Genomic DNA, 25,550 nt, shown 5'->3' with positions numbered 1-25,550 from the left:
GGAATAATAAAGTAAGATTCCATAAAAAACAAGGCAATCCGATCATATCTTATGCGGTGAGCCTTGTTTTTTTGTGAAAACAGATATTTATTTTACATAATATATATTATGTATAGTTATGATTCTGTTTTTCTGTAATTTAGGAGAACAAAAAAACAGCAGAGATTTCCAACTTAAATAGGTCAGAAATCCCCACTGCTTTTATCATTCTGTTTATTATCTCTCATCAAAAGGTACAAAATCTGCATGATGCCCCACATACTTATAAGCAGGACGGATGATCTTATTGGCACTGATCAGCTCTTCCAGACGATGTGCACTCCAGCCAGGCATACGTGCGATGGCAAAGATCGGAGTAAAAAGTTCTTCCGGAATACCAAGCATTGAGTAAACGAAGCCACTGTAGAAGTCAACATTTGCGCAAACATTTTTGAACAGCTTTCTGTGTTCCATGACCAGTTTTCCGGCAATACCCTCAACCTTATCATAGAGTTTAAATTCATCTATCATTCCTTTTTCCTCTGCAAGAGCCTGTGCAAAACGTTTCAGGATCACTTCTCGCGGATCGGAGAGTGTATAAACTGCATGTCCCATACCATAGATCAGACCTGCATGATCAAATGCTTCTTTATTCAGTATTTTCTGCAGATATGCCGTGATCTCCTCATCACTTTCCCAGTCCTTTACATTGGCCTTCAGATCTGTAAACATGTTCTGGACCTTCAGGTTGGCACCACCATGACGCGGTCCCTTCAGTGAACCGATGGATGCAGAGGTAGAAGAGTAGCTGTCTGTTCCGGAAGATGTTACTACATGTGTGGTAAAAGTAGAGTTATTACCACCGCCGTGCTCTGCATGAAGTACAAGTGCGATATCAAGGACCTTGGCCTCAAGCTCTGTATAATTGCCATCCGGACGAAGCATCAGAAGGATATTCTCGGCAAGTGAAAGCCCCTTCTGCGGATTGCGGATAAAAAGTGTCTCGTCTTTACGGAAATGACGGTATGCGTGATAGGAGTAAACCGCGATTTCAGGAAGCTTAGCGATCAGTTCCAGAGACTGGCGGAGTACATTCTCCACAGAAATATCTTCCGGGTTATCATCATATGTATAGAGAGCAAGTACGCAGCGCTCCATAGCATTCATAATATTGGCATTGGTTCCCTTCATGACAACGTCACGGACAAAACGTCCTCCCAGATCCTCCATGTCAGAAAGAAGCTCAAGAAATCTGGAAAGCTCTTCCTTGCTGGGAAGCTTACCGAAAATCAGAAGATAGATCGTCTCCTCAAAACCAAAACGTCTGTCCTTCAGTCCGTTTACGATATCCTGCACATCGATTCCCCGGTAATACAATGCACCGTCTGCAGGAATACGTCTGCCATTGACCAGCTTATAGCCGGTAACATCGGAAATCTCAGTAAGACCTGTGAGAACACCTTTACCTGCGGAATCACGAAGTCCTCTTTTTACATCGTATTCCACATAAAGGTTGGGATCGATGTGATGATTCTCTACCAGTTCCTTTTCAAAGAATTTCATTCTGCCTTTCAGCTGTTCGGAGTCCTCCAGACTCATCATTTCATGCTTTTTTTCCATAATCTTTTTCCTCGTTTCCCCATTGTATATTAAAAAACACTGATACAGTTAAGATTGGTTACATCTTTGTAATCAGTGTTCGGGTATGGCATACATTTGTGTTTACCTGGTTAATAATTCTACAGTAAAAGTTTCGAAAATGCAAGAGGGTATTTCTTTTTTTCGTGTATAAATATTCATAATATGACCTAATTCATCTATTATTACATTTATTCATCAAAATCCGTCTGGTTTCCACAACGAATCTATGTTATGATTATTCCGTAATTTTTCTTATAATAGTAGTTTGTTTCACATCGGACTGCTGCCGCCTATCTCTTTCTCTTGCTGTCGGAATCGGATTCACCACAGCAAGTGAGAGCGGGATCTGGGATATTTTCCCGTCGATCATACAGTCCGTTTTTGCGTAAAATGTAGTTGCTGTTGTATTTATCATATCCATTGTTTTAAGCTGTATCCTGCCTGAAAACATGGACATTGAAAAGATCAAGGAATAGGGATGTAAAAATGTTTAAAATTCTCATTGCGGAAGATGACCTGGAACTCCGCCAGCTTTTCCGGCATGTCCTCTTAAAAAACGGTTATACAGTAAAAGGGGTCTCTGACGGGCAGGAAGCGCTGGATGTCCTGGAAAAAGATTATTACGATCTGATCATTTCGGACATAATGATGCCCAACATGGATGGCTATGAACTGGTCCGCTCACTCAGAGATGCCGGAGATTCCATTCCTGTACTTATGGTCACTGCCAAAGATGCTTTTGATGATATGCGTATGGGATTTCTGTCCGGTACCGATGATTATATGGTGAAACCGGTCAATATCAATGAACTGGTTTTGCGGGTAGGTGCACTTCTCCGCAGAGCACAGATGATCAATGAGCGGAAACAGCGAATCGGAGATACCATTTTGGAGTGCGATTCCCTGACGGTCTCCACCTCCTCGGAAAGTATGGTACTTCCTCAGAAAGAATTCATGCTCTTATATAAGATGGTTTCTTTTCCGGGAAAAATCTTTACCCGGCAACAGCTTATGGATGATATCTGGGGATATGATTCCGCAAGCGATGCCCACACAGTAGATGTCCACATTGGAAGGCTTCGGGAACGCTTTCGCGATAATCCGGATTTTAAGATCGTGACGATCCGTGGAGTTGGATATAAGGTGGTAAAGGCATGAAAAAGAAACTCTTCATAAATTTAAGCATTCGTTTACGTTTTATCTTTATGATCATGTTGGAGCTTGTCTGTGTATCTCTGATATCCTGGCTTGTTATGGATGTACTGCATATTTCAGCTGTTCCGAACATCGTATGGATCATCCTGGCCAGCGTGACCGCAGGGGGTGTCCTTAACAACTTTCTCAGTATCCGGTATTTCGGTCCTGTACTAAAGCTGAAAAAAGCCATGCAACAGGTTGCTGAAGGCGATTTTTCCGTCCGACTGGAAACGGAAAAGCAAATGAAGGAAATCCGGGATATTTATTCTAATTTCAACCTGATGGTCCAGGAACTGGAAGCAACGGAGATTCTGCAGACAGACTTTGTTTCCAATGTTTCCCACGAATTCAAAACTCCCATCAGTGCTATTGAGGGTTATGCAACTCTGCTGCAGGATGATGACATGCCTATATCAGAAGAGCAGGAGCAGTACATCAGCAAAATCCTTTTTAACACCAGAAGGCTTTCCCACCTGGCAGGAAATATCCTGTTGCTGTCCAAGATCGAACACCAGTCGATCCAGACCCGTCAGAACTGGTACCGTCTGGATGAGCAGATCCGACAATCCATTGTTATGATGGAACCGAAATGGTCAGAAAAAGAAATTGAATTTGATGTGGACATGATGGATGTGGAGTATCTTGGAAACGAAAATCTCATCTGTCATGTATGGGACAATCTGCTTTCCAATGCTATCAAATTCAGTCCCTGTGGTGGTACGATCTATATCCGGATGATGCCGGAAGGAGAAAAGATTCGTTTTTCCATAGAAAACGAAGGCCCCCAGATCAGTGAATACTCCATGAAACATATCTTTGACAAATTTTACCAGGGCGACAGTTCCCATAAACAGGAGGGAAACGGTCTTGGACTTGCCCTTGTAAAACAGATCCTGAACCTGTGTAAGGGAACCGTTTCCGTGGAAAATATTCCCGGAAGCGGCTGTCGTTTTACTGTTATACTGTAAAACAAATATTTTACACATATCCATAAAACCAAAAAACAGCGGACACCTTATTTTTCATGAGGTTCTTCCGTTGTTTTTTATTTTATATAAACTTTTTCATAAACTTCAACAATTGTTGAGAAACAGTTGATGTTAAGTTGCAGATCATCTTTTAAAGTATAGGATAGTTATTTATGAAAAAATACAGGAGATATGGACTATGTTATTAAAAAAAGCACCTGCCTACCGGAAAGCAGAAAAGGAAGATTTTTCAATAATCCGGGAATTTATCCGAAGAAATTATAAAGACCGCTGGGAGTTTGAGGAAACACATACCGAAAAACATCTGACCAGACTTTTCTTTTACACCTATATGATATACAGAGATAGCGTTACCGTGGCAACCTACCGTGATCAGGTAGTTGGGGTGCTCATTACCGGTAAAGAATCTCATGGCCATTTTGCCCCGGTTTTCCGTTTGAAAAAAGGCTATCATTTCCTGCGCCTGAAGTTTACTAAGGAAGGCCGGAAGAATCTGGAGCATTTTAACAAACTTCAGGATATGAAAAAACAATTGACTGTTTCCCCGGAGAAACCGACTCCCGGAAATATCCTCTTTCTTTATGTAAGCAAAGATTACCGTAGAAACGGAATCGGTACCGGGCTTCTCAAACAGATTTCAATAGAGAAGGATACGGATTATTCCATATATATGGACCAGCTGGATCAAAGAACCTTTATGGAAAGTCATGGTTTCGTAAAGAAAAACGAGGTTTCCCAGATGCGGGAGCTGAACAAAAAACGCTTCCGTGAAAGTGTAGCTCTTTATAAAAAAGAACCGCGTTGCGAAACACATTCATAAATTACGCAGGAGATAAATGGAAAATGAAAAAAATTGGAATCATGGCTGACAGCCACAGTGGCATTTTAAAACAAGAAGCAGAGGAACTGGATATTCATGTCCTTCCCATGCCTTTTTATCTGAATGGAGAACTGTTTCATGAAGACCTGGATTTTTCCAGAACAGGATTTTATGAGAAGCTGCGTGAAGGAGCAGATGTTTCAACTTCACAGCCTTCCCCACAGGAAGTTATGGAAATGTGGGACGAAATGCTTTTATCTTATGATCAGATCCTCTACATTCCGTTGAGCAGTAGTTTAAGCGGTTCCTGCATGACTGCTGCCGCCTTGTCTCAGGAACCCAAATACGAAAACAAAGTGTATGTGGTAGATAACGGGCGTGTTTCCACACCCCTTCACCGTTCCATTCTGGATGCGATAGACCTGGTGGAAGATGGATATACAGCACCGCAGATCAAGGATATTCTGGAAGCTTCCCGTGAAAAAACCGTGATCTATGTCGGATTAAGCACACTGGAATATCTGAAAAAGGGAGGCCGTATCAATACCACCACAGCACTGGCCGCAAATCTTCTCAATATCAAACCGGTTATGAAATTTGGAACCGGTAAACTGGATGTTTTCCAGAAATGCAGAGGCATGAAAAAATCAAGAAAAGCCATGATCGATGCTATGCACAGAGAATTGGAAACAACTTTCAAAAAAGAATATGATGCCGGAAAAGTATATCTTATGGCTGCCTCCAGCAGCACTGCGGAAGTTACCGCAGACTGGATCTCACAGATCCGGGAAAGCTTTCCGGGAATGGATGTGATGTGTGATGATCTTTCCCTTGGACTTTCCTGCCATATTGGCCCGGACGGACTGGGAATCGGATGTTCCTGTATGCCTTTATAAAAAACGTCTCAATATTTTCTGCAAATAATCCAGGGTTGTGGTATGATATTGTTATCAATACATAACAGGCAGATTTTATCTGTTATTATAGCACTTCCAACCATTCATGTTCTGCACAGCTGAACTTGATGCAGTAATTTCTGGGAGTGCTATGATCAGAAGGGAGAAATTATCATGGCAAAAACAATTAAAGAATTAACACAGGATCTTCTTCAGGCACCATCTGCATGCAAAGAAGTAAAAGAAGCGGCACAGAATTATCTGGATGCGGCAGGAACTGAGAAAGAAGCAGATGCAGCAACTGCTTACGTAAAAGAGCTGGAAGCAGATATCATGCCCATCGACGGACTGATCTCTTTTGCAGGTTCTGACATGGGCGCACAGGTATTTGGCGCAGATGACGCAAAAAAGATCCTGGCTCATGCTGAGGAGATCAAAGCTTCCGGTGCAAAATACTGTGACTGCCCAGCATGTGCAGCCTGCGAAGCACTTCTGAACAAAAAAGCAGAAATTCTGAAGTAATCACATGGCCCAGTTTGAAATTGAGATCAAGCTTCCATTAAAGAATCTTAAGGAAACCCTGAAATTTCTGACAGATCAGGGATTTCAGGAGACAGCACAGATCCAGGAAGAAGATACCTATTTTAACAGTGTCTATCATGATGTAAAAAAACGTGATGAAGCACTGCGTATCCGAACAAGCACAGACTGCAGATCCGGTATTTCTAAGACTCAGATTAATTTTAAGGGGCCCAAACTGGATAAAATCTCCATGTCCCGAATGGAACTGGAAACAGAAGTATCCGATGCAGAAGTGCTTAAAAATATTCTCATCCATCTGGATTTTTCTCCGGTAGCGTCTGTCATGAAAATGCGAAAGTATATGAAATGTGGCAGATTTACCGCCTGTCTGGATCAGGTAGAGGGGCTTGGAGACTTTCTGGAGCTTGAGGTGATCGCAGAGCAGGAAAGTGAGCGGAAAGAAATTTTATCCAAAATGGAAGATCTGCTTGCCATATTGGGATATCACATGTCGGACACTGTACAGACTTCTTATCTCAGTATGCTTCCGAAAAAATTAAATAAAAATCTTTTTTAAACCAGCAGGAATATTTTCGTGTGAGTATCTAAGGTACAGAATACGGAAATGTTCCTGTTTTTTCTTTTCTTACAATTCTTCGGCGTTCCAAGTTTATCTACCATACTATAAATCCCACATCGCAAAGCAACATCAAACCACATTCAATGTACATGTCATTACTATTGACCACTCGTGCTTTTTGTTGCTTTATGTTTATTTTTATGTGGTTTATTGAATGTTTACAAGATTTTTTGTATTTTACATGTGGATTTATTGATATTTTTTCAAAAAAGCCCTTTACAAATCCACATAATCGGGCATATAATAAAGTCACAAACAACAAGAAAGCATATTGAAGCAATCGCAAACCCAACAATAAACCACATTTAAACACGGAGGAAATATATTATGAAAATTCTTGAATCTAAATTCGTACAGGGCTTTATCAAAATGGCAGACGATGGATATCAGCAGGGATGGCACGAGAGAAACGGTGGAAACTTAAGTTATCGTCTGAAAGCAGAAGAAGTAGAGATGATCCGTCCACGACTGAACGCGCCAGGAGAATGGACCCCTATCGGTGTTGAGGTTCCGGGACTTGCCAGAGAGTTTTTCCTGGTAACAGGAAGCGGAAAATACTTCCGTAATATCATCGTTGACCCGGAAGTATGTCTTGCGATCATTGAGCTTGACGAGACAGGAACAAATTACCGTATCCGCTGGGGTCTTGTAGAGGGAGGAAGACCGACCAGCGAGCTCCCAACTCATCTGATGAACCATGAAGTAAAGAAAAAGCTTACCAACGGTAAACATCGTGTTATTTACCATGCACATACCACCAATACCATTGCACTTACCTTTGTTCTTCCTCTGGATGACAAAGTATTCACCCGTGAACTCTGGGAATCTGCAACAGAGTGTCCGGTAGTATTTCCGGATGGTGTGGGAGTTATCGGATGGATGGTTCCAGGTGGAAGAGAAATCGCGATCAAAACCGCTGAACTGATGAAAAAATATGATGTGGTTATCTGGGCGCATCATGGTATGTTCTGCTCAGGCGAGGATTTTGACCTGACCTTCGGACTTCTTCATACCGTTGAAAAATCCGCAGAGATCCTGGTTAAGATCTTATCCATGGCTCCGCAGAAACTGCAGACCATCACACCGAATGACTTCCGTGCTCTTGCAAAAGATTTCAAAGTAACTTTGCCGGAAGAATTCCTTTACGAAAAGAAATAAAATCCTTCATATGCAGCAAATCCTATAATCGGTATCTCTATCTGAAACTTTATCAGAAACAACCAAATATTTGCTGATTTTTGCCGATAAATCTGGTATGATAAAAACATATCTGGTTTATCAGCAAATTAATATCAGAAAGGATATGGGATAAAGTATGGAAGAATTATATAAAGCGATCGAAGAGAAGATCAAAGCAAGCGGATACCCGCGAAAGATTTCCGGAGAGGACGTTTACGACGACATCTGCGATCAGATCGATGGGAAAGAGAATGGAAGCTATGTGCTGCTTTCCAAATTTGATGATGATGTGATCTTTGAATATCATATCTCAATTATGGACAGTGAATTTAATCTGGGTGTTCTTACCATGCGTACTCCGGAGGGTGTATTCGAGACAGATTTTGATAAATAAGTTAAGTACGGATTTTGATTTTGGGTCATGGATATAATACAGATGTCCATAATCACTGCTTAAGGTTTTTTGAACCCTACAGGGAATTTGAGATTTTCTTGATCTGATTAAATATATAGAGGCAGTTGATTTACATAATTTATATTATGTGAACTAACTGTCTCTATATTTATATGCAATGCATGTCAAACGAATCAGTTGCTCCGCAGTCCCATTATTCATCAGTCCTCGCGAAGACGTACCGCCTTGGCCGCCTGACGCCGTCTAGCATCATCCAGAGCCGCATAATGCTTCTTAGTAGTATTGACATCCTTATGACCCAAAACATCCGCTACAAGGTAAATATCACCGGTTTCCTGGTACAGGGCAGTACCATAGGTGCTGCGAAGCTTATGCGGGGTGATCTTTTTTGTAGTTGTGATCTCCCTGGCATATTTTTTAACCAGATTCTCGATAGCCTGAACACCGATCCGGCGGCGTTGGGTAGAATAGAAGAGAGCGTGCTCATGGCCTGCCAGAGGCGTAATATTCTCCCTGACTTCCAGATATTTCTTCAACGCTTTTTCTACTTCAGGACCAAAGTATACAACCATTTCATTTCCGCCTTTTCGGGTAACTTTGATTCCATTGTTTTTGAAGTCTACATCCTCAACATCCAGTCCGACACATTCCGATACTCGAATCCCGGTACCAAGAAGGAGAGTAACAATAGCAAGATCTCTGTCCTTCGTTTTTTCATGGTACATCCGTTTCTGCCCGGTCAGCGTATCTCCGCAATGCTCAATATAATCCAGCAGCATGGCAACCTCATCTGTATCCAGACGAATAATATTCTTATCATGGATCTTGGGCACATCGATCAGAACAGACGGATTGGTGGTAATCATTTCATGTTTATAATAATAAGCATAAAAACTTCTTAAAGCAGAAATTTTACGTTTGACGCCACGTTCACCATTTGTTTCCGTTTTGGAAGAGTCCGCGGATTTATAAACTTTGAGAAATTCTTCATATTCCTCAAGATCAACAGCTTTGACCTGATCCAGAACATCAACTGTAAAATCCGACATGGTTTTGTCTTTGAACATTGGATTTTGCTCCAGTAAAAACTGGAAAAATATACGAATGTCATATGCATAGGAAATTCTGGTCTTGGTTGTAGTCGTTGCATCGATAGCCCGGAAATAATCCCTGCAAAATGGCGGAAGCGTTTTTAAAACCTCACGGAGTTTTAAAGTATTGTCAATGTCATTTTGTTCGTGGTAAGTAATTTTGTTATCCATAAAAACTCCTTAATATATAAATTTTACATAATTTGCAGGAAATACCTGAAACACCTGTTAAAAGAAGTGGTTTTACACTCATCTATATCTATACGACAAACCCGAGTTTTTCAAATAGATGGGTAGTGCAAACGGCTACTTCCGTAGATTTTCATCAAAAATAACGGTAAACGGCCCGTCATTTTCCAAAGATACTTTCATATCTGCACCAAAAATTCCGTGTTCCACAACCGGAACCTGTTTACTGGCTTCTGAAATAATATATTCATATAATTTATTTGCTTCATCCGGTGCACCGGCTTCTATAAAGCTTGGACGGTTTCCCTTACGGCAGTTTGCATATAAGGTAAACTGTGAAACCAAAAGCAATTCCCCGTTTACATCCGCCAAGGACAAATTGGTCTTTCCATTTTCATCCTCAAAAATACGAAGTCCCAGAAGCTTTTTCAGATACCAGTCTGCATCCTCTTTGGTGTCCTCACGGCCAACGCCGATCAGAACAAGAAACCCTTTTCCGATTTTTCCGACAATTTCTCCGTCCACTTTGACTTCTGCATGATTTACACGCTGAATTACAAATTTCATAACCTGTTCTTCCTCCGTCTCCGTCTGTTTTTCTGCTTCAATCGAAAGCCTATATATTTCGCCTGAATAAATTTAACTAAAAATGTAAACATTCGTTTAATTTCATCCCAAGCCCCGGACCAGATTCTGTTTTTTTCCGCTTTTACTGTAACTTCCTGTGCTTTTGATACAGATTTTTTCACCGGCATTGGCAGGACCTTTCCGGAAACGGGGTCTACACAATCAATATCTCTATAAAACTCAGCATCTGCAGACATATCTTTTTCATCAAGACTACGTCCGATCAGCTTCCATACAGCAGCATTCAGCACAGCAAATACCGGAACTCCAACGATCATTCCCGGAACTCCAAATAAACCACCACCGACCATGATTGCAACAATAACCATAAAGCTGGACAGTCCGGTCGACTCACCCAGGATCTTTGGTCCAAGGATATTTCCGTCAAACTGCTGAAGGATCAAAATAAAGATCAGGAAATACAAGCTCTGAATGGGATCTACCAGCAAAATAAGAAGAAAACACGGAACTGCTCCCAGATATGGCCCGAAAAACGGAATAACATTTGTAACACCGACGATCACACTGACCAGAATCGCATATGGGGTTCCGATGATCGATGTTCCAACATAACACAATACACCGATAATTGCGGAATCCAGGATCTTTCCGCTGATAAATCCACCAAAGGTTTTATGCGTAAAACGCATGGAATGAACAAGAAAGGTTGCCCATTTGGTTGGAAGAACTGCATAAACAGCCATTTTTGCCTTGGCAACAAATCCCTCTTTATCCGCCAGTATATAAAGAGATACGATCGCTCCAATAAGGAAATTCTTCAGAAAAACAAGAAGATCCAGAAAGCTTGCGGATATATTTTTCATCATAAACTGCATCTGGGGAAGGATCGTATTTGTCAGATACTCCTGTAATCTGCTGGAATACTGATTGATCTGGCTGATCATATCCGGATTCAGTTTCCATCCCTTTTCCACGACGGAATTTAACCAGTTTTCCACTACACTTACGTAATGAGGAAAACTGTAGATAATATTCATGATGCTTCGAATCAATTGAGGAAGGATCATCATGACAAGGGCATAAATGACCAGAAACATAAGAAATACAGAAAGGATCACACAGATCCAGCGTACTACTTTCCTCCCCTTTTTCTGAAGTGCTTTATTCCTTTTTTCAAAAATCGGAAAAATGATCTTCCGCTCCAGAAAATTAACAATGGGGGTTAGCAGATATGCTATGGCAGCTCCGTAAATGATCGGCGCCATAATACCGAAAAATGTTTTAATTCCGGTGATCAGAGATTTCATATGGAAAATCCCGTAATAAAATAAAATACTGGCAGCAATAACCAGAAATGCAGTCACACCTAACTGCACATAACGATGGTTCCAACGAATTTTCATAGTAATTTCCTCCACCAGGTGATTATAACATAGCATCTCTGGTTTGTGTCTAAAAAAAACATAAACATTATTTTCCAATAACCTGCAAAGATAAATTCCGACTTCAGGGTATCGCGCTGATACAGAAAACACCCCGCCATAAAATGGCAGGGTGCCTAAAAATCTGATGTTTATTTTTTCAGGCTGTCATAAATGTGAATGGCTTCGATAATTGCCTTCGCAGTTCCATCAATGCCAAGCTTGCTGCTATCCAGACAAAGATTATAGCTGTCCGCAGATCCCCATTTCTTGTTGGTATAATAATTATAGTAGCTGGAACGGCTTTTGTCTGTTTTGTTGATCATGTCCTTGGCCTCTTTAGCATTTTTATTGTATTTCTGAGCAATACGGTTGATACGCCAGTCAAGGTTTGCATGAACAAATACACTGAAACAATCCGGATTATCTGCAAGTGCATAATCCGCACATCTGCCGACCATTACACAGGGACCTTCTGAAGCCAGCTTCTTGATTGCCTCAAACTGTGCAAGAAAAATCTTATGGTTCATAGGCATGTCTGTAAATCCGGCTGAGGAATACCCAAATGAATAAGTATCCATTACAAGAGAATAAAGAAAACTGTTTGTTGGCTTCTCATCATGATGCTCAAACAGCTCCTTGCAGATCCCACTGTCATTGGCTGCGTGCTCCAGCAGCTCTTTATCATAGCATTTGATTCCAAAATATTTAGCAACTTCCTGGCCGATCTGTCTTCCGGCGCTGCCATATTTACGACCGATAGTAATAATAGAACTTGTTGTATTGTTACTCATAACAGCCACATCCTTTCTGCTCAGATTCAGCGAATTTGCAAATATTAACTCCGCTTCCTCTTTAATATAGTTATTATACACTATATTCCACAAGTTTTCCAGCTATTTTCGCAATTTTGTCAGCAATTTAACAAAATATTCCGGAAGTGGGGCTGTAAATTCCATATATTCCCCGGTACGTGGATGAACAAATCCAAGGATCATTGCATGAAGTGCCTGTCCCTCCAGATGATAGGGATTTCTGGATGAACCATACACCGTGTCCCCAAGAAGCGGATGTCCGATACTGGCCATGTGCACACGGATCTGGTGGGTACGACCTGTTTCAAGACGACATTCCACATACGTGGCCTCGCCAAAACGTTCCAGCACTTTGTAATGTGTTATTGCATCTTTACCATTTTTATGATTGATGGCCATTTTTTTACGATCTGTCGGATGCCGTCCAATAGGTCCCTCTATGGTTCCCTCATCCTCTTTCAGATTTCCCTGCACAACTGCCCGGTAGCGTCTGCGGATACTGTGACATTTCAGCTGTTCTGCCAGATCCCGGTGAGCAATATCATTTTTGCATACCAACAGTGCCCCGGTGGTATCCTTATCAATTCTGTGGACAATTCCAGGCCGCATCACTCCGTTAATACCGGAAAGGCTGTCACCACAATGTGCCATAACTGCATTGACCAGTGTTCCCTGATAATGCCCGGCTGCAGGATGTACAACCATCCCTTTGGGCTTATTAACGATCAGTACATCTTCATCCTCGTAAAGAATATCCAACGGAATATCCTCCGGAACGATATCCGGCTCACTGGAATCCGGGATCTCCAGATGGATCCTGTCATTTTCACGGACCTTATAATTAGATTTGGCAGCCTTCTCTCCCACGGTAATCTGTCCTTCTTTCAGAAGTTTCTGAAGGAAAGACCTGGAAAGACCGCTGTCTTTCTCAGCAAGATAGCGGTCGATTCGTATACCTGATTCTTCTTTTTCTACTGTATAATCATATATTTCCATTTATATCTCCTACAAGAACAGATAAATGCATTATATCTCTGCCCGGATCACTGTTTGATATTCAGAAACGCAAAATCATCATCTCTGTATTTCGTGCATACAAACAGGATCAGAAAAATTCCACTTACAACCACATAAACATCCGCAAGATTAAATACCGGAAAATCGATCAGGGAGAAATAGATAAAATCGATCACATACCCTCTGAAAAAACGATCGATAAAATTTCCCAGTGCACCAGCTGCAAGTACTGTAGCAATGGTGAGCAACGGCAGATAAAACCGCTCTTTCGGAATACGGATCCATGCATAGAGGATCACTCCCAGAAACAGTACACTCACAATGGCAAAAAAGAGTACACTTCCCTGAAACATTCCAAACGCAATTCCCCTGTTTTCCGGATAGAGATAATGAAGTTCAAGTACGCCAGGAATCAGCAAAACCGATGGTTGTCCTTTCAGATACAGATATGACAGCCATTTTGCTCCCTGATCCGCAGCCACGAGTAAGATCAGCAAAAAAATGTCCCCCGACATACACTTACTAAAAGACATTTTCTGATGATGGTTAACACGACTGATCATAGAGTTATCTCCTGAATACAGGAAAGCATTTCTTCATCGGTAACTGTTTTGTCGATCAAGCTTTTTCCGATACCATCCATCAGGATAAACCTGATATGTCCCTGTTCCATTTTTTTGTCTTTCTTTGTTGCGGAAAGAACTTCTTCCGGGATAAGACCATCTACATGCACCGGAAGATCGTAATCCGAACATCCCTGGCAGATTTCCTGATATTCTTCTTTGGTCAGAAGTCCTCGTTTCATGGAAAGATATGCCGCAGCTACCAGTCCGACTCCCACACACTGTCCGTGGAGCAGGGTGAAATTCTTAAGTTTTTCTACTGCATGCCCCACAGTATGTCCCAGGTTAAGAAGCGCACGCTCTCCCTGTTCCTTAGGATCACGCTCCACAACGCCTGCTTTGATCTCACAGCATCTGCGTACCATTCTGGCAATCCGTTCCATATCCAGCTTTTTGATCCCTTTCTGCTCACAGCATACATAGCGGAAAAAATCTCCATCACAGATCAATCCTGTTTTTAAAATCTCACCCATTCCGCAGGCAAACTGTTCTGCCGGAAGCGAAGAAAGAGTGCTTAGATTCATATATACAAGACGTGGCTGGTGAAAAGCTCCTACCATGTTTTTGTACTGCTGAAAATCTACGCCGGTTTTTCCGCCAACGCTGCTGTCTACCTGTGCAAGCAGTGTTGTCGGTACCTGAATGAAGTCAATCCCCCTGAGATAAGTTGCCGCGCCAAATCCGGTAAGGTCGCCTACCACACCACCGCCTAATGCAACAAGCAGACTTTTTCGGTCAAGACCATTTTGGATCAGGGCCTGATACAATGCCGAAACGGTATTAAGGTTTTTGTTTTTTTCTCCTGCCTCAAAGGTGAACACAGAAATATCGGAACTTACCTCACTTAAAACCTGTTTTACAGATTCTTCATACAGTGGTCCCACATTAGAATCTGTTACAATGCAGATTTTTCTGTCAACAAGTCCTTCTTCCTTCATAACCTGTGCCAGATTAGAAAAATCTTCTTCAAAACAGATGGGATAATGAAAATCACCTTCTCGTTTTACAAGTAATTTTGATGCTGTCATTGCGTTTTCCTCCTAGCTGTTCAGATATAAAGCAGAATCCGTACTCCAAGACGTCCTTTTTTTGTCTGACGGGATACCCCATCATAAATAAAACGTCCCTTTTTCCGAACGGATATGATGTCTCCCTCTTTGGGCTCATAACCATTGGATGTGATCAGTTTTCCATTTACAAAAACAAGCCCTTCTTCAATACAATGCACAATACTGCTTCTGGAAGTCCCAAAAGCCAGTGCGATCAGAGAATCCAGGCGTACGGACGCACAGGTTCCACTAACTGGTTTCAGTTCCGGCCTCGGAAGATCACCCGGATCTTCTATCTTCGACGCCACAACTGTGGTATGTCTTACACGACACAGATTCTCCAGAAAAAAATCTGTCATCTGACGCAGACAAAAAAAACTCGCAGTATGATCTTCTATAAGAATATCCCCAACAACACTCCTGTCAACCCCAAGATTCAGGATCGCTCCCAAATAATCCCGATGTGTCAGATCTTCTGAAAATTTCACTGCTTTTGGCTCAAGCCGGATACAATCAATGGGATAATCCCATGTAAAAGCAAGAGCATCAGGGTGAAAGGCTACCATCTGACGCTCTGCATTCTCATATCCGCCAAAACCTTCCGCTGTAACACCCAGCTTATGAAAATTCTGACTGTTTAAAATATTCCGTTCATTTAAATTAAGAAAATCCGTAAATGTGGTAATATCTCTCTGATAGGCCAGATTTGCCAGTTCACGGATTCTCTTAACAAAAAGTTCTTCTTTATCCATGAGGTTAATAACCCACTCTAACAGACGGCACAGAACCGCCAAGGATATTCTGAAGATCACCTGTAATATCTACATTATATGGTCCAAGTACAAAAATATAGCTGGATACCTGCTGAAGGCTTCCTCCAAGTGAATAACATGCACCGGAAGTAAAATCGATGATCCTCTGTGCAAGCTCCACATCGATTCCTTCAAGATTCAGGATCACGGTAGAATTATCGACCAGTGTATCCGCAATTTCTCTTGCTTCCTCCATGGTTGTAGGCTTGATCACACAAACTTCCATATTTGCAGCCTGGGAAGAACGCTTGCTTGTACGCATTGGGGTGATTTTGGAAGAAGGTGCCGGTCTGGAAATACGTTCCTGCCTTGCCGGGGCCTTGGCTGCAGCTGTCTTTGCAGATGACTTGGCAACAGGTGCCTTAACCGTTTCATCTTCCGGCTCATCATCCAGAAAATCCTCTTCCTCGTCATTTTTTTTCTTGGAAAATTTCTCAAAAAATTTCTTCTTTGGTTTCTCTTCCATATCATCATCTTCATCGAGGAAATCGTCCTCATAATCGTCCTCATCCTCAAGAAGGCTATCATCTAACAATTCGTCATCGTCATAATCGTCGTTCAGTTTGATGGCATCTAAAAACTTGTCTAAAACGCCCATTTTAAATCTCCAATCTTATTAGTCTTATAATGCGTAATTTCTTGCACCAAAAATACCAGTGCCTACACGCACCATCGTAGCGCCCTCCTGCACGGCAACCATGTAATCTCCGGTCATTCCCATACTCAGAACACTCATAGTAACATTATTAATGTTTTTAGCAGCAATGTCAACACTTAATTTCTTAAGTTCACGGAAAATTTCGCGATTTTCCTCTGCATTATCAACATAGGGAGCAATTGTCATGAGCCCCTTTATCCGAATGTGTGAAAAATCTGCGATCTGTTCTATAAGCGGTAAAACTTCTTCCGGTTTCAGACCAAATTTACTTTCTTCCTGCGCTACATTTACTTCTATAAGGATCGGAACAATAACCGCTTTTTTCGCTGCTTCTTTTTCAATCGTCTCGGCCAGGCGAAGCGAATCTACAGAATGGATCATTGCAACTTTATCCACAATATATTTTACTTTATTACGCTGAAGATGTCCGATCATATGCCATTTGACATCTGAAGGCATCTGATCATATTTATCCACGATCTCCTGCACTTTGTTCTCTCCAAAGACACGTGCTCCGGCATCATAAGCCTCCTTCAGCATCTCCACCGGTTTGGTTTTGCTTACTGCGATCAGTGTGACTTCATTCGGATCTCTGTTAATTTTATTGCAGGATTCATTAATATTTTTCCGCACCTGTGCCAAATTTTCCGCTACCATGATATAAATCCTCCTTTAATTAGTAAAGTATATCCTGTTCACTTACTTTATCTGCATTTTTCACAATACGGTCATATCGGACAAGCCCATTATAGGTTTCCTTTGATACAACCGCATATTCCTCATTTTCATCCAGGATCTCGATCCGGCGGAATACCGCATATCCCTGATTGACACAGAAAACTCCCTCCAGAACTTCTGTATCTCCGATGATAAACTTCTCTCCACTATCCGGCTCAACAAGAGCATCGCCTTCTTTAAATTTATTCTTGTCTACGTAATAAATATAGCTTGTTTCCTGTGTTTCTTTGTCTGTGATCTCATCACGGCCATAGATACCGGCACTGACAAAGGTTATCGTACTGTCGCCTTTTTTATTTCTTCCGGAAAGCATAAATCCGGATTGCTGTGTTTCATCATCCGTCGTAAGATATTTGGAAGGTATTGCATAAAACTCCTTCGTTACGATAGAAGATAACGGGATCTTTAAACCTGTCACATTGTTCGTGACAAGTTCTATTTCCAGAAACCGGTCTGACGCATATCGAATCAGTCCCTTATTAAAATCAATCTTACCGTATTTAGCCCCATCGATCTCCATGATCGAAAAGTCTCCTGTCTGCGTCAGATCATCTTTCAGGAACTTGACACGGATCGATGTACGCTCCTTCAGATTAGCAGCCTGCTTCTCACTTAAAGGAATCAAAAGACTCCAGCGTTCATCTGTAATGATCGTATAAATATCATCTCCGGCCTTTATCTGTCCATCTGTTTTCAGATCCGTTTCCTGATAGGAATTCTGATCAAAATCAGCAGCTGTGACATTATCAACGGTTTTGGTTTCGTAGCCATCTGTAGAATACAGGATGATCCCGTCTGTCTGCGCACGGCGGATATTCGGATCACTGGAAACTATTGTTGTAACTGTGGCTTCCTCTCCATCTTCAGACGTCGTGCTTGCAGAAGAAGCTCCCGAACTGTCTGAAGCATACTGAAGGATGCTTCCATTGAGCTGATATTTAAAACTATAGGCACTGTTGAATTTGCTGGGATCAAATCCTTTGGAAAAGCTTTGCATATTACTGCGTATATCCGCCAGTTCCTCTCTGCTCAGAGAGGTTACATTGTCTGCAGATCTTGAACTGTTCAGGCTGTAGACAGCACCGTTGGCATTGATCTTGGTACCTTCCCTTGCGTAATATGTAACGTAACCGCCCGCATCTGCCTGCACTACGTTCTCTGTCATGATCGTCAGCCCTGTGTATGTCTCATTCATGGATAACGGACCGGAGGGAACCTGATAAGATTCCATATGAGAAGCTGTAAGATAAAGAATCACACTAAAGATCATATAGATAAAAATTGCTCCGAACATTACAGTTCCAATGTTCAGACCAAAAATTTTACGAAGCTTTGCTAAGAATCCCGGAGTTTTTCCGGAATGTACTTTATTATCCGGCAAATGAATGCCTCCTTTACATCGTTCATCTCTTAAAGTTCGTTTTATTGTAACATTTTATTTAAATGAATACAAGCTTTAAAACGTGCGAACATACTTTCCGAATATCCGTTTGCCATTTTTTCAAAAGTATGTTATACTATTCAAAATATAATTTCGTGATGCTGTCATATTATGGTCGACAGCAGATAAAATCAACCCAGGGAGGTAAGTACACATGACATATGGCAGAATCAGTAAAAAGCAGCAGGAAATACTGGATTATATGAAAAATGAGATCCTTAACAGAGGTTTTCCGCCCTCCGTCCGTGAAATCTGTGAAGCAGTAAACCTGAAATCCACATCTTCCGTTCACTCCCATCTGGAAGCTCTGGAAAAAAACGGATATATCCGCAGAGATGCCACCAAGCCCCGTGCGATCGAGATCATTGATGATAATTTCAATCTGGTCCGCCGCGAGGTTGTCAATGTTCCTCTTGTAGGCACTGTTGCTGCCGGACAGCCGATCCTGGCAGTGGAAAATATCGATGCTTACTTTCCGATCCCGGCTGAATATATGCCCAATGAACAAAGTTTCATGCTGACTGTCAAAGGCGACAGTATGATCAATGCAGGTATTTTTGATGGAGATCAGGTTCTTGTAAAGCAGCAGGCAACAGCAGAAAACGGCGACATGGTAGTTGCTCTGATCGATGATTCTGCAACAGTTAAGACTTTCTACAAAGAAAATGGTTATTATCGACTTCAGCCGGAGAACGACAATATGGAACCGATCATCATCACCGGTAATCTGCAGATCCTCGGCAAAGTATTTGGTGTATTTCGTTTCTTTTCATGAAAATATAAACAACAGATCCCACCCAATGTAATGTGATCTAAAAAGAGAGATATCTTTAAGGTAGCTGTACAGCCCCACAAAGATATCTCTCTTTTTTTCAGCAGAAAACTTCTGCTTTTTGATTTCTTCTTATTTAGTTCACATAATATTTTTACAGTAAACCAATATAACAAATTTTACTCATTCTTATCCTTTCGCAAACATGATTTTTCTGTTTTTCGTAAAAATCGTTATCCTCTGTTTTAAGCAATATTTGCTTGCTTCAGACGATTAGTAGTCTAAATAAAATCAGAATTTTATTTAGATTTTGTTGCTATGAAGTGTGAAAGCACTATTATTGTTGTCTTATTCTCGTTCAGCCCCTATACTATATATACAGCCTACTGCCATAGGTGAGTATTTAGAAAGGAGCTTTGAGAATATGGATAACAAAGATTTTCACTCTATCATACGTAATGCTTTGACAAATTATCTTTTTGAGCTAAATCAAAGCTGTTACGAACAACCAGAATGCAAAAAAGCCACATCAAAATGTGTTGACTATTTAGACTCAAATTTAATAGATGAACAATGGCTATTAAATAATCACCTGGTTGTATATTCTGCTTGTTGTTGTTATCATAAATCGTTGGATTCCTCGATTAAAGAGGCTCATGTTTCATCTGATGAAGAATCTCTTGCTAAACTTCGTAAAGAACGAGAAGTCATAATTCGCCTAAAGATGTTTTATAAGAACCATCATTTAGATTTTAATAACCCATTGCTTTAACAATATCATCGTCTTTCAGCTCAACACCGACTCTTATTTTTTCAATAAGATCTCGCTGCCAATCTTCTAGTTCGTCCACTCTCCATTCACTGATTTCTTGTGCAACGAAGCAGCGTTCCCTATCCCATATACTTTCTTGCTTATCCTTGTCTGTATATGGGATAGATCTGTAATATGTTTTCTCACTAAATTCATACTTTACATTGAAATATAGATATCGGAAATATTCTGTGTAATGTATTTCTTTTGGGATTTCTGCACCATAATATTTGCCGTTTACTTCTTTGTAATGATATAGCTTCTGTTCAGAAAGCCGTATGTCAAATAACTCTTCGATTGTTTTATCTTTGTCTTCCGGGTGTTCTTTAAAGTGCTTTTCCTGCCACTCATCAAATAGATCAAAAGTATATGGTTGTTCGAATAGTCTTGATGTTTCTTTGCCACATATTTTTTCGCCAAAGAAATCTGCGCCACTTCTAAAACGCTCTATAATCCTTTTGTCCCTATTTGTTAAGGGCTTATTCTCCTGTATTTGTTGCTTGAATCTATGTGCCATAGACAGTTTAAGAACCCACTTTGTATATTCTGTATGTTCTTCTTCTGTCCATTCCGATTCAGGCTTTTTGAATTTTATGACATCCGGTTTAAAATTTTTCATAATATATCCGGCATAGTCTGCGACCGGAATTGTTTTAGGTATTTCGTTATTTATAATTATATTTCCTCCACATCTTCTTTTTCCCTGATATTTCCAAATGGTAGTTATTGGTCACAAGGGATTGTTCCCCACTTGAATGAAAATTTCACATCTTCTAAAGTAGGGTTTTTCTTTATTTTTACGAGATTTTTTAGGTATTCATTTAATTCTTTTTTGTTTTTTAGGTAGATTTTAGCTTTAAATTTTTTCATTTTGCCTCCATTAAAAAAGCGTATCACCGGTTTTGCCAGTAATACGCTTCGTTTTGTTGGTTGGTTTGCTACAGAATAATTGTTTTTACAAATTATAGAAAAATGCTAGTTACTTCTGTATAATTCTCACCAAGAAATTCTTCCGCATCAAGAATCTTGCCGTCTCTCCAGATCCTCTCAAGATCGTAGAAAAGTCTGTTTTCCTCATCAAAGATATGGATGATCATGTCACCGTAATCCATGAGGACCCAGCTGGAGTTTCTGGTTCCCTCGATCTGTTTTGCTTCATATCCGGCACGGCCAAGCATTTCATCTGCATTGTCAACCATTGCCTGTACCTGATTCTGGTTGGAAGCACTTGCGATCACAAAATAATCTGCGATCACGGAAACCTCATGGATATCAATGATCTTGATATCCTTTGCTTTTTTATCATCCAGTGCCTTGCAGGCGATCCGGACCATCTCTTTTTCGATACTCATAGAATTTTAATCCTCCTGTCTGTTGGCTGCATCCTGCATTTTTCTGTCATGGAGTTCTTTATAATAAACATAAGCATCCCTGGTCGTACTGTCGATTTCCTTGGGATTTTCCTCCAGATATTCCAGTGTATCCTTTAAAATCTCATACATACACTCATCCAGATCTTCAAAAGCAATCTTTCGCACCTTCGCAAGATTCGGAGCTTTGTCACGCATTGGTTCAATATAGTCTGAAATATATACGATCTTCTCAAGAAGGCTCATTCCCGGTCTTCCTGTTGTATGATAAGTGATCGCTGTCAGGATCTCTTCGTCTTTAATATCATATTTACTGCTGGCCACATAAGCCCCCAGTTTGGCATGAAGAAGAAACGGATGATCCTTTTCAAAATCTGATACCGGAATATCATGCTGGCTGCACAGCTTCAGTTTCTTTTTATTAGGAATACACTTTGCACTGTCATGAAGAAGTCCTGCAGCCTGTGCATCCTCCAGATCATAATCATAAACCATGGCAAGCGCAGCACAAGTGTACATAACCCCCATTGTATGCTCAAATCTGGCCTCATCCAGATATTTGGAAAGTTTCTTTTTTATCTTGATAAAATCATATTTTCCCATCTGAATCATTTCCTTTATAGATATCGTTTTTCTCAATATAGGAAATCACAGGCTTGGGAACATAATAGCGGAGACTCTGCCCGCTTTCATGCCAGGAACGGAGCAGCTCACTGGAAACATCAATATTCATGGTATCCAGTCGAATAAAATTCCCGTTATACTTCTGTGACAGAAGTTGCATCTGCTGATCAAGTTCCTTCAATGGAGTATGATCTCTGGTTGCCACTACCAGTACTGCTTCCTGACAAATGCGTTCCGGTTCCATCCAGGTATCAAAATTAAAAAGCGAATCTGCACCGATGATAAAATAATACTCTGTGTCCGGATTCGCTTTATTCAGCTGTTCCAGAGTCCGGTAAGTATACGTATAGCCTTCCTCATGCATCTCGATCAGAGACAGCTCAAAGTGAGGATTATCCTCTATGGCAAGACGGACCATTTCCGCACGCTGTTCATCAGTCGCTCTGCCCTTACGGTTCCGTTTATGAGGTGGATTTCCGCAGGGCATGAACAAAACTTTATCAAGCTCAAGCTGTTCATAGGCTTTTTCTCCCAGGATCAAATGCCCCATATGAATGGGATCAAAAGTACCACCCATGATTCCTATTTTTTTTGTTGCTTTGCTCATTTATAACCTCCCGAGATTACGGAAGAATGATTTTTTTCTTGTCCTTTTTACCTTCTCTGTAGAGAACGATCTTTTTACCGATCACCTGTACTACCTGAGATCTTGTTCTCTCTGCAAGAACCTGTGCCATTTCACGTGGATCCTCCAGACAGTTCTGAAGAACGCTGATCTTGATCAGCTCTCTTGCTGCAAGAGCTTCCTCAACAGCAGCGGTATTTTCAGGAGTAAGACCACCCTTGCCAAGCTGAAGGATCGGATCCATTGTCATGGCAAGGCCTTTTAAATATGCTCTCTGCTTACTTGTCATTGTCATACCTCTTATTTATAATAATCAAAATCAAAGCCATACATACGAACCGTATCGCCTTCCTGGATACCGGCTTTTTCCAGTTCCTCCAGGATACCGCCCTCTTTCAGGAATTTCTGGAAGAAGGCAAATCCCTTCTCAGAATCCAGATTTGTATAGCCAAGCATTTTTTCAATCTTAGGACCTTCCACAAGGAATACTTCCGGATCTTCCTCGCTGCGCTCCACAGTAAACGGAAGATTTTCATTTACAAGAACATCTTCCGGGAAGAATTCCTGTTCAAACACTACCGGTTTCATCGGGCTCTTATCCAGAAGCTCTTTCACATGGAAAAGGAGTTCTCTGACACCCTGCCCGGTAACGGCTGAGATTGGATAAACCGAAATACCCTGTGGCTCAAATTCTGCTTTCAGTTGATCAATAGGGCTTTCTTCGCCATCATCAAAAATACAATCAATCTTGTTGGCTGCGATCACCTGCGGTCTTGCTGCAATTTCCGGATTGTAGGCCTCCAGTTCTTTATTGATCTTGTGGATATCCTCCACTGGATCACGACCTTCTACGGAAGCGGCATCTACAATGTGGATGATAACTCGTGTACGCTCAATATGACGGAGGAATTCATGTCCAAGTCCCACACCTTCTGATGCACCCTCGATCAGTCCCGGGATATCAGCGATAACAAAGCCGCCGTTATCAGTATCTACAACTCCAAGATTAGGGCTCAATGTTGTAAAATGATAGTTGGCGATCTTCGGCTGTGCATTTGTCACACGGGAAAGGAAAGTAGATTTACCAACATTCGGAAATCCTACCAGACCGACATCTGCGATCACTTTAAGCTCAAGGAGAACCTCAAGTTCCTGAGCCGGCTGTCCAGGCTGGGCATATTTCGGTACCTGCATGGTAGCTGTTGCATAGTGCTGATTGCCTTTTCCACCACGACCGCCTTTTAATACGACCTGTCTGCGATTCTCACCGGACATATCCGCGATGACCTTGCCGGATTCCGCATCCATGATCACCGTACCTTCCGGAACCTTCAGGACCACATCCTTACCGTCTGCACCATGGCAGCGTTTTTTACCGCCTTCCTGGCCATCCTCAGCTTTATATTTTCTTCTGTGTCTGTAGTCTCCGAGAGTATTCTGGCCCTCGTCGATCTCAAAAATCACATCACCGCCACGGCCACCATCGCCGCCATCCGGCCCGCCATTGGGTACATACAGCTCACGTCGGAAGCTTACATGTCCGTCGCCGCCTTTACCGGAGCGGATAATGATCCTTGCTCTATCTGCAAACATATTACACCTCTATTCCAAAAAAAGGCTCCAAACCGGATCGATTTGAAGCCTTTTACCTATTTCATTACTCTGCGTCTACAGGAACGATAGAAACCTGTTTCTTATCGCGACCTTTTCTTGTGAATCTTACGACTCCGTCTGTAAGTGCAAATAAAGTATAGTCTTTACCGCAGCCTACGTTTTCACCTGGGTGAATCTTGGTTCCGCGCTGTCTGTAAAGAATGTTTCCGGCTTTTACAAACTGTCCGTCTGCTCTTTTCGCACCTAATCTCTTAGACTCGGAATCACGACCGTTCTTTGTAGAACCAACTCCCTTTTTATGTGCGAATAACTGAAGGTTCATCTTCATCATTGTTGTTACACCTCCTTGACTTTTACTGTCAAATATCGATTGTTATAACTACCAGCAATTTCCGTCAGACCGAGAAGTAAGGAATCCATAAGGAGCATCCCCCGTTCAGAAAGATCATTTCTGAAATGAATGGAAACAAATCCATCCTTTTCCTGCACATCAAATTTATCATCTGTGAATTCCTCAAGAGAATTCACCGTGGTAATGATCAGTGCAGATACCGCAGCACAGACAATATCCTGTCCGGCTTCTGCATAACCGGCATGTCCCTTCGAAATAAATTCTTCGTAAGATCCGTTTTTCTTTCTGACTTTAATTGTAATCATGATGACACCAGATTAACCGTTAATCTTTTCGATCTTAACTTTGGTGTACTGCTGTCTATGTCCGTTTTTCTTGTGATATCCAGTTTTGCGTTTGTATTTGTAAACGATGACCTTGCGATTCTTACCGTTTTCAACTACAGAAGCGGTAACACTGGCATCTTTTACATCCTCGCCAACCTTTAATCCGTCATTGCTGACTGCGATCACGTTGTCAAATGTTACGGTTTCACCAGCTTCTACACCGAGCTTTTCAACTTTAATTACGTCACCCTCGGCAACCTTGTACTGTTTACCACCTGTTGCAATAATTGCGTACATCTGTGGCACCTCCTAATTATTTACTCGCCAAATTCGGTG

32 protein-coding genes and 1 pseudogene are annotated in these 25,550 nt (G+C 41.4%); 11 read left to right on the top strand and 22 right to left on the bottom strand.

Annotated features, from left to right (window positions below; all coding sequences use genetic code 11):
• Positions 1-216: 216 nt before the first annotated feature.
• Complete coding sequence (locus NE638_RS03535) at positions 217-1,599, bottom strand: citrate/2-methylcitrate synthase (RefSeq protein WP_022427281.1); 1,383 nt, start codon at positions 1,597-1,599, stop codon at positions 217-219.
• A 311-nt stretch (positions 1,600-1,910) separates the two neighbouring features.
• Between NE638_RS03535 and NE638_RS18185 the strand changes: the two are divergent.
• The 9 genes and pseudogenes from NE638_RS18185 to NE638_RS03490 all read left to right on the top strand — a co-directional run.
• Positions 1,911-2,096 (top strand): annotated as a pseudogene (locus NE638_RS18185) (purine permease); the annotation flags it as partial.
• A gap of 10 nt (positions 2,097-2,106) precedes the next feature.
• Positions 2,107-2,778 carry a response regulator transcription factor gene (locus NE638_RS03525; RefSeq protein ID WP_021652048.1) on the top strand — a complete coding sequence of 224 codons (672 nt, stop codon included), beginning with the start codon at positions 2,107-2,109 and terminating at the stop codon, positions 2,776-2,778.
• On the top strand, positions 2,775-3,785 hold the full coding sequence (locus NE638_RS03520; RefSeq protein ID WP_059085857.1) for a HAMP domain-containing sensor histidine kinase: 1,011 nt from the start codon (positions 2,775-2,777) through the stop codon (positions 3,783-3,785). Before NE638_RS03525 ends, NE638_RS03520 begins: the two co-directional genes overlap by 4 nt.
• Before the next feature lie 199 nt (positions 3,786-3,984).
• Complete coding sequence (locus tag NE638_RS03515) at positions 3,985-4,626, top strand: GNAT family N-acetyltransferase (RefSeq protein ID WP_114001614.1); 642 nt, start codon at positions 3,985-3,987, stop codon at positions 4,624-4,626.
• A gap of 23 nt (positions 4,627-4,649) precedes the next feature.
• Positions 4,650-5,522, top strand: a complete 873-nt coding sequence (locus tag NE638_RS03510) for a DegV family protein (RefSeq protein ID WP_022427277.1) — start codon at positions 4,650-4,652, stop codon at positions 5,520-5,522.
• A gap of 174 nt (positions 5,523-5,696) precedes the next feature.
• Positions 5,697-6,044 carry a hypothetical protein gene (locus NE638_RS03505; protein ID WP_015525145.1) on the top strand — a complete coding sequence of 116 codons (348 nt, stop codon included), beginning with the start codon at positions 5,697-5,699 and terminating at the stop codon, positions 6,042-6,044.
• 4 nt (positions 6,045-6,048) lie between these two features.
• Positions 6,049-6,621 carry a class IV adenylate cyclase gene (cyaB, locus tag NE638_RS03500; protein ID WP_022427276.1) on the top strand — a complete coding sequence of 191 codons (573 nt, stop codon included), beginning with the start codon at positions 6,049-6,051 and terminating at the stop codon, positions 6,619-6,621.
• Between the two features lie 390 nt (positions 6,622-7,011).
• Positions 7,012-7,842 carry a rhamnulose-1-phosphate aldolase gene (gene rhaD / locus NE638_RS03495; RefSeq protein WP_022427275.1) on the top strand — a complete coding sequence of 277 codons (831 nt, stop codon included), beginning with the start codon at positions 7,012-7,014 and terminating at the stop codon, positions 7,840-7,842.
• A gap of 157 nt (positions 7,843-7,999) precedes the next feature.
• Positions 8,000-8,257 carry a hypothetical protein gene (locus NE638_RS03490; RefSeq protein WP_015525151.1) on the top strand — a complete coding sequence of 86 codons (258 nt, stop codon included), beginning with the start codon at positions 8,000-8,002 and terminating at the stop codon, positions 8,255-8,257.
• Between the two features lie 221 nt (positions 8,258-8,478).
• Here NE638_RS03490 and NE638_RS03485 read toward each other — a convergent pair whose 3' ends face one another.
• From NE638_RS03485 to NE638_RS03435, 11 genes are all read right to left on the bottom strand, one after another.
• The gene (locus NE638_RS03485; RefSeq protein WP_022427274.1) at positions 8,479-9,540 is read right to left on the bottom strand and encodes a tyrosine-type recombinase/integrase; all 1,062 of its coding nucleotides are present in this window, start codon (positions 9,538-9,540) and stop codon (positions 8,479-8,481) included.
• Between the two features lie 135 nt (positions 9,541-9,675).
• Complete coding sequence (dtd, locus tag NE638_RS03480; protein WP_092069999.1) at positions 9,676-10,125, bottom strand: D-aminoacyl-tRNA deacylase; 450 nt, start codon at positions 10,123-10,125, stop codon at positions 9,676-9,678.
• Positions 10,122-11,549: an AI-2E family transporter gene (locus tag NE638_RS03475; RefSeq protein ID WP_044961815.1), complete on the bottom strand. Its 1,428-nt coding sequence runs from the start codon at positions 11,547-11,549 to the stop codon at positions 10,122-10,124. Before NE638_RS03475 ends, dtd begins: the two co-directional genes overlap by 4 nt.
• A gap of 170 nt (positions 11,550-11,719) precedes the next feature.
• Positions 11,720-12,361 (bottom strand): cytidylate kinase-like family protein, encoded by a 642-nt coding sequence (locus NE638_RS03470; RefSeq protein WP_022427272.1) that lies wholly within the window; start codon positions 12,359-12,361, stop codon positions 11,720-11,722.
• A gap of 102 nt (positions 12,362-12,463) precedes the next feature.
• On the bottom strand, positions 12,464-13,378 hold the full coding sequence (locus NE638_RS03465; RefSeq protein WP_015525156.1) for an RluA family pseudouridine synthase: 915 nt from the start codon (positions 13,376-13,378) through the stop codon (positions 12,464-12,466).
• A gap of 47 nt (positions 13,379-13,425) precedes the next feature.
• Positions 13,426-13,896, bottom strand: a complete 471-nt coding sequence (gene lspA / locus NE638_RS03460) for a signal peptidase II (protein ID WP_330603353.1) — start codon at positions 13,894-13,896, stop codon at positions 13,426-13,428.
• Positions 13,897-13,958: 62 nt separating this feature from the next.
• On the bottom strand, positions 13,959-15,050 hold the full coding sequence (gene aroB, locus NE638_RS03455; RefSeq protein ID WP_110103147.1) for a 3-dehydroquinate synthase: 1,092 nt from the start codon (positions 15,048-15,050) through the stop codon (positions 13,959-13,961).
• 20 nt (positions 15,051-15,070) lie between these two features.
• The gene (locus NE638_RS03450) at positions 15,071-15,823 is read right to left on the bottom strand and encodes a YlmH family RNA-binding protein (RefSeq protein ID WP_021652062.1); all 753 of its coding nucleotides are present in this window, start codon (positions 15,821-15,823) and stop codon (positions 15,071-15,073) included.
• A gap of 4 nt (positions 15,824-15,827) precedes the next feature.
• A complete protein-coding gene (locus NE638_RS03445) occupies positions 15,828-16,481 on the bottom strand; it encodes a cell division protein SepF (protein WP_173739457.1) in 654 nt (217 codons plus the stop codon).
• 24 nt (positions 16,482-16,505) lie between these two features.
• Entirely contained in the window at positions 16,506-17,198 is a 693-nt protein-coding gene (locus tag NE638_RS03440) for a YggS family pyridoxal phosphate-dependent enzyme (protein ID WP_173745777.1), read from the bottom strand.
• A gap of 19 nt (positions 17,199-17,217) precedes the next feature.
• On the bottom strand, positions 17,218-18,660 hold the full coding sequence (locus tag NE638_RS03435) for an HlyD family efflux transporter periplasmic adaptor subunit (protein ID WP_244092768.1): 1,443 nt from the start codon (positions 18,658-18,660) through the stop codon (positions 17,218-17,220).
• Positions 18,661-18,874: 214 nt separating this feature from the next.
• Here NE638_RS03435 and lexA point away from each other — a divergent pair, with 214 nt between their 5' ends.
• Both lexA and NE638_RS03425 read left to right on the top strand, forming a co-directional pair.
• Entirely contained in the window at positions 18,875-19,495 is a 621-nt protein-coding gene (gene lexA, locus NE638_RS03430; protein WP_015525162.1) for a transcriptional repressor LexA, read from the top strand.
• A gap of 421 nt (positions 19,496-19,916) precedes the next feature.
• Positions 19,917-20,264, top strand: a complete 348-nt coding sequence (locus tag NE638_RS03425; protein WP_029732399.1) for a hypothetical protein — start codon at positions 19,917-19,919, stop codon at positions 20,262-20,264.
• On the opposite strand, the gene NE638_RS03420 is transcribed toward NE638_RS03425, so the two are convergent.
• The 10 genes from NE638_RS03420 to rplU form a co-directional block, all read right to left on the bottom strand.
• The gene (locus tag NE638_RS03420; RefSeq protein WP_117657182.1) at positions 20,245-20,922 is read right to left on the bottom strand and encodes a hypothetical protein; all 678 of its coding nucleotides are present in this window, start codon (positions 20,920-20,922) and stop codon (positions 20,245-20,247) included. The two genes, NE638_RS03425 and NE638_RS03420, sit on opposite strands and share 20 nt — an antisense overlap.
• Positions 20,923-21,026: 104 nt before the next feature.
• Entirely contained in the window at positions 21,027-21,173 is a 147-nt protein-coding gene (locus NE638_RS03415; protein ID WP_015529224.1) for a hypothetical protein, read from the bottom strand.
• 92 nt (positions 21,174-21,265) lie between these two features.
• Entirely contained in the window at positions 21,266-21,655 is a 390-nt protein-coding gene (gene rsfS, locus NE638_RS03410; RefSeq protein WP_173745776.1) for a ribosome silencing factor, read from the bottom strand.
• A 6-nt stretch (positions 21,656-21,661) separates the two neighbouring features.
• The gene (gene yqeK / locus NE638_RS03405) at positions 21,662-22,276 is read right to left on the bottom strand and encodes a bis(5'-nucleosyl)-tetraphosphatase (symmetrical) YqeK (protein WP_015525164.1); all 615 of its coding nucleotides are present in this window, start codon (positions 22,274-22,276) and stop codon (positions 21,662-21,664) included.
• Entirely contained in the window at positions 22,263-22,904 is a 642-nt protein-coding gene (nadD, locus tag NE638_RS03400; RefSeq protein ID WP_021652068.1) for a nicotinate-nucleotide adenylyltransferase, read from the bottom strand. Before nadD ends, yqeK begins: the two co-directional genes overlap by 14 nt.
• Positions 22,905-22,920: 16 nt before the next feature.
• Entirely contained in the window at positions 22,921-23,211 is a 291-nt protein-coding gene (gene yhbY / locus NE638_RS03395; RefSeq protein WP_021978046.1) for a ribosome assembly RNA-binding protein YhbY, read from the bottom strand.
• Positions 23,212-23,222: 11 nt separating this feature from the next.
• Positions 23,223-24,515, bottom strand: a complete 1,293-nt coding sequence (gene obgE, locus NE638_RS03390; RefSeq protein WP_021652070.1) for a GTPase ObgE — start codon at positions 24,513-24,515, stop codon at positions 23,223-23,225.
• Positions 24,516-24,579: 64 nt separating this feature from the next.
• On the bottom strand, positions 24,580-24,867 hold the full coding sequence (gene rpmA / locus NE638_RS03385) for a 50S ribosomal protein L27 (RefSeq protein ID WP_015525168.1): 288 nt from the start codon (positions 24,865-24,867) through the stop codon (positions 24,580-24,582).
• A 5-nt stretch (positions 24,868-24,872) separates the two neighbouring features.
• A complete protein-coding gene (locus tag NE638_RS03380; protein WP_173745775.1) occupies positions 24,873-25,193 on the bottom strand; it encodes a ribosomal-processing cysteine protease Prp in 321 nt (106 codons plus the stop codon).
• 12 nt (positions 25,194-25,205) lie between these two features.
• Positions 25,206-25,511: a 50S ribosomal protein L21 gene (gene rplU, locus NE638_RS03375; RefSeq protein ID WP_015525170.1), complete on the bottom strand. Its 306-nt coding sequence runs from the start codon at positions 25,509-25,511 to the stop codon at positions 25,206-25,208.
• Between the last annotated feature and the right edge of the window lie 39 nt (positions 25,512-25,550).

The sequence above is a fragment of the Blautia sp. MSK.18.38 genome (genome assembly GCF_024460535.1).
GTDB classification, from domain to species: Bacteria; Bacillota; Clostridia; order Lachnospirales; family Lachnospiraceae; genus Blautia_A; species Blautia_A fusiformis.
The sequence above is the reverse complement of the archived record's forward strand: the minus strand, read 5'-3'. Positions and strand labels throughout refer to the sequence as shown.

Coding starts and splice junctions, on each gene's coding strand:
- rsfS (WP_173745776.1), bottom strand. CDS start 21,655: ATGAGTATCGAAAAAGAGATGGTCCGGATCGCCTGCAAGGCACTGGAT.
- NE638_RS03520 (WP_059085857.1), top strand. CDS start 2,775: ATGAAAAAGAAACTCTTCATAAATTTAAGCATTCGTTTACGTTTTATC.
- NE638_RS03450 (WP_021652062.1), bottom strand. CDS start 15,823: ATGGATAAAGAAGAACTTTTTGTTAAGAGAATCCGTGAACTGGCAAAT.
- yqeK (WP_015525164.1), bottom strand. CDS start 22,276: ATGGGAAAATATGATTTTATCAAGATAAAAAAGAAACTTTCCAAATAT.
- lexA (WP_015525162.1), top strand. CDS start 18,875: ATGACATATGGCAGAATCAGTAAAAAGCAGCAGGAAATACTGGATTAT.
- NE638_RS03525 (WP_021652048.1), top strand. CDS start 2,107: ATGTTTAAAATTCTCATTGCGGAAGATGACCTGGAACTCCGCCAGCTT.
- NE638_RS03510 (WP_022427277.1), top strand. CDS start 4,650: ATGAAAAAAATTGGAATCATGGCTGACAGCCACAGTGGCATTTTAAAA.
- NE638_RS03440 (WP_173745777.1), bottom strand. CDS start 17,198: ATGGTAGCGGAAAATTTGGCACAGGTGCGGAAAAATATTAATGAATCC.
- NE638_RS03475 (WP_044961815.1), bottom strand. CDS start 11,549: ATGAAAATTCGTTGGAACCATCGTTATGTGCAGTTAGGTGTGACTGCA.
- NE638_RS03470 (WP_022427272.1), bottom strand. CDS start 12,361: ATGAGTAACAATACAACAAGTTCTATTATTACTATCGGTCGTAAATAT.
- NE638_RS03490 (WP_015525151.1), top strand. CDS start 8,000: ATGGAAGAATTATATAAAGCGATCGAAGAGAAGATCAAAGCAAGCGGA.
- NE638_RS03420 (WP_117657182.1), bottom strand. CDS start 20,922: ATGAAAAATTTTAAACCGGATGTCATAAAATTCAAAAAGCCTGAATCG.
- yhbY (WP_021978046.1), bottom strand. CDS start 23,211: ATGACAAGTAAGCAGAGAGCATATTTAAAAGGCCTTGCCATGACAATG.
- NE638_RS03445 (WP_173739457.1), bottom strand. CDS start 16,481: ATGGGCGTTTTAGACAAGTTTTTAGATGCCATCAAACTGAACGACGAT.
- rpmA (WP_015525168.1), bottom strand. CDS start 24,867: ATGATGAAGATGAACCTTCAGTTATTCGCACATAAAAAGGGAGTTGGT.
- NE638_RS03425 (WP_029732399.1), top strand. CDS start 19,917: ATGGATAACAAAGATTTTCACTCTATCATACGTAATGCTTTGACAAAT.
- NE638_RS03535 (WP_022427281.1), bottom strand. CDS start 1,599: ATGGAAAAAAAGCATGAAATGATGAGTCTGGAGGACTCCGAACAGCTG.
- NE638_RS03465 (WP_015525156.1), bottom strand. CDS start 13,378: ATGGAAATATATGATTATACAGTAGAAAAAGAAGAATCAGGTATACGA.
- NE638_RS03515 (WP_114001614.1), top strand. CDS start 3,985: ATGTTATTAAAAAAAGCACCTGCCTACCGGAAAGCAGAAAAGGAAGAT.
- NE638_RS03380 (WP_173745775.1), bottom strand. CDS start 25,193: ATGATTACAATTAAAGTCAGAAAGAAAAACGGATCTTACGAAGAATTT.
- rhaD (WP_022427275.1), top strand. CDS start 7,012: ATGAAAATTCTTGAATCTAAATTCGTACAGGGCTTTATCAAAATGGCA.
- NE638_RS03415 (WP_015529224.1), bottom strand. CDS start 21,173: ATGAAAAAATTTAAAGCTAAAATCTACCTAAAAAACAAAAAAGAATTA.
- dtd (WP_092069999.1), bottom strand. CDS start 10,125: ATGAAATTTGTAATTCAGCGTGTAAATCATGCAGAAGTCAAAGTGGAC.
- nadD (WP_021652068.1), bottom strand. CDS start 22,904: ATGAGCAAAGCAACAAAAAAAATAGGAATCATGGGTGGTACTTTTGAT.
- NE638_RS03505 (WP_015525145.1), top strand. CDS start 5,697: ATGGCAAAAACAATTAAAGAATTAACACAGGATCTTCTTCAGGCACCA.
- obgE (WP_021652070.1), bottom strand. CDS start 24,515: ATGTTTGCAGATAGAGCAAGGATCATTATCCGCTCCGGTAAAGGCGGC.
- cyaB (WP_022427276.1), top strand. CDS start 6,049: ATGGCCCAGTTTGAAATTGAGATCAAGCTTCCATTAAAGAATCTTAAG.
- NE638_RS03485 (WP_022427274.1), bottom strand. CDS start 9,540: ATGGATAACAAAATTACTTACCACGAACAAAATGACATTGACAATACT.
- rplU (WP_015525170.1), bottom strand. CDS start 25,511: ATGTACGCAATTATTGCAACAGGTGGTAAACAGTACAAGGTTGCCGAG.
- aroB (WP_110103147.1), bottom strand. CDS start 15,050: ATGACAGCATCAAAATTACTTGTAAAACGAGAAGGTGATTTTCATTAT.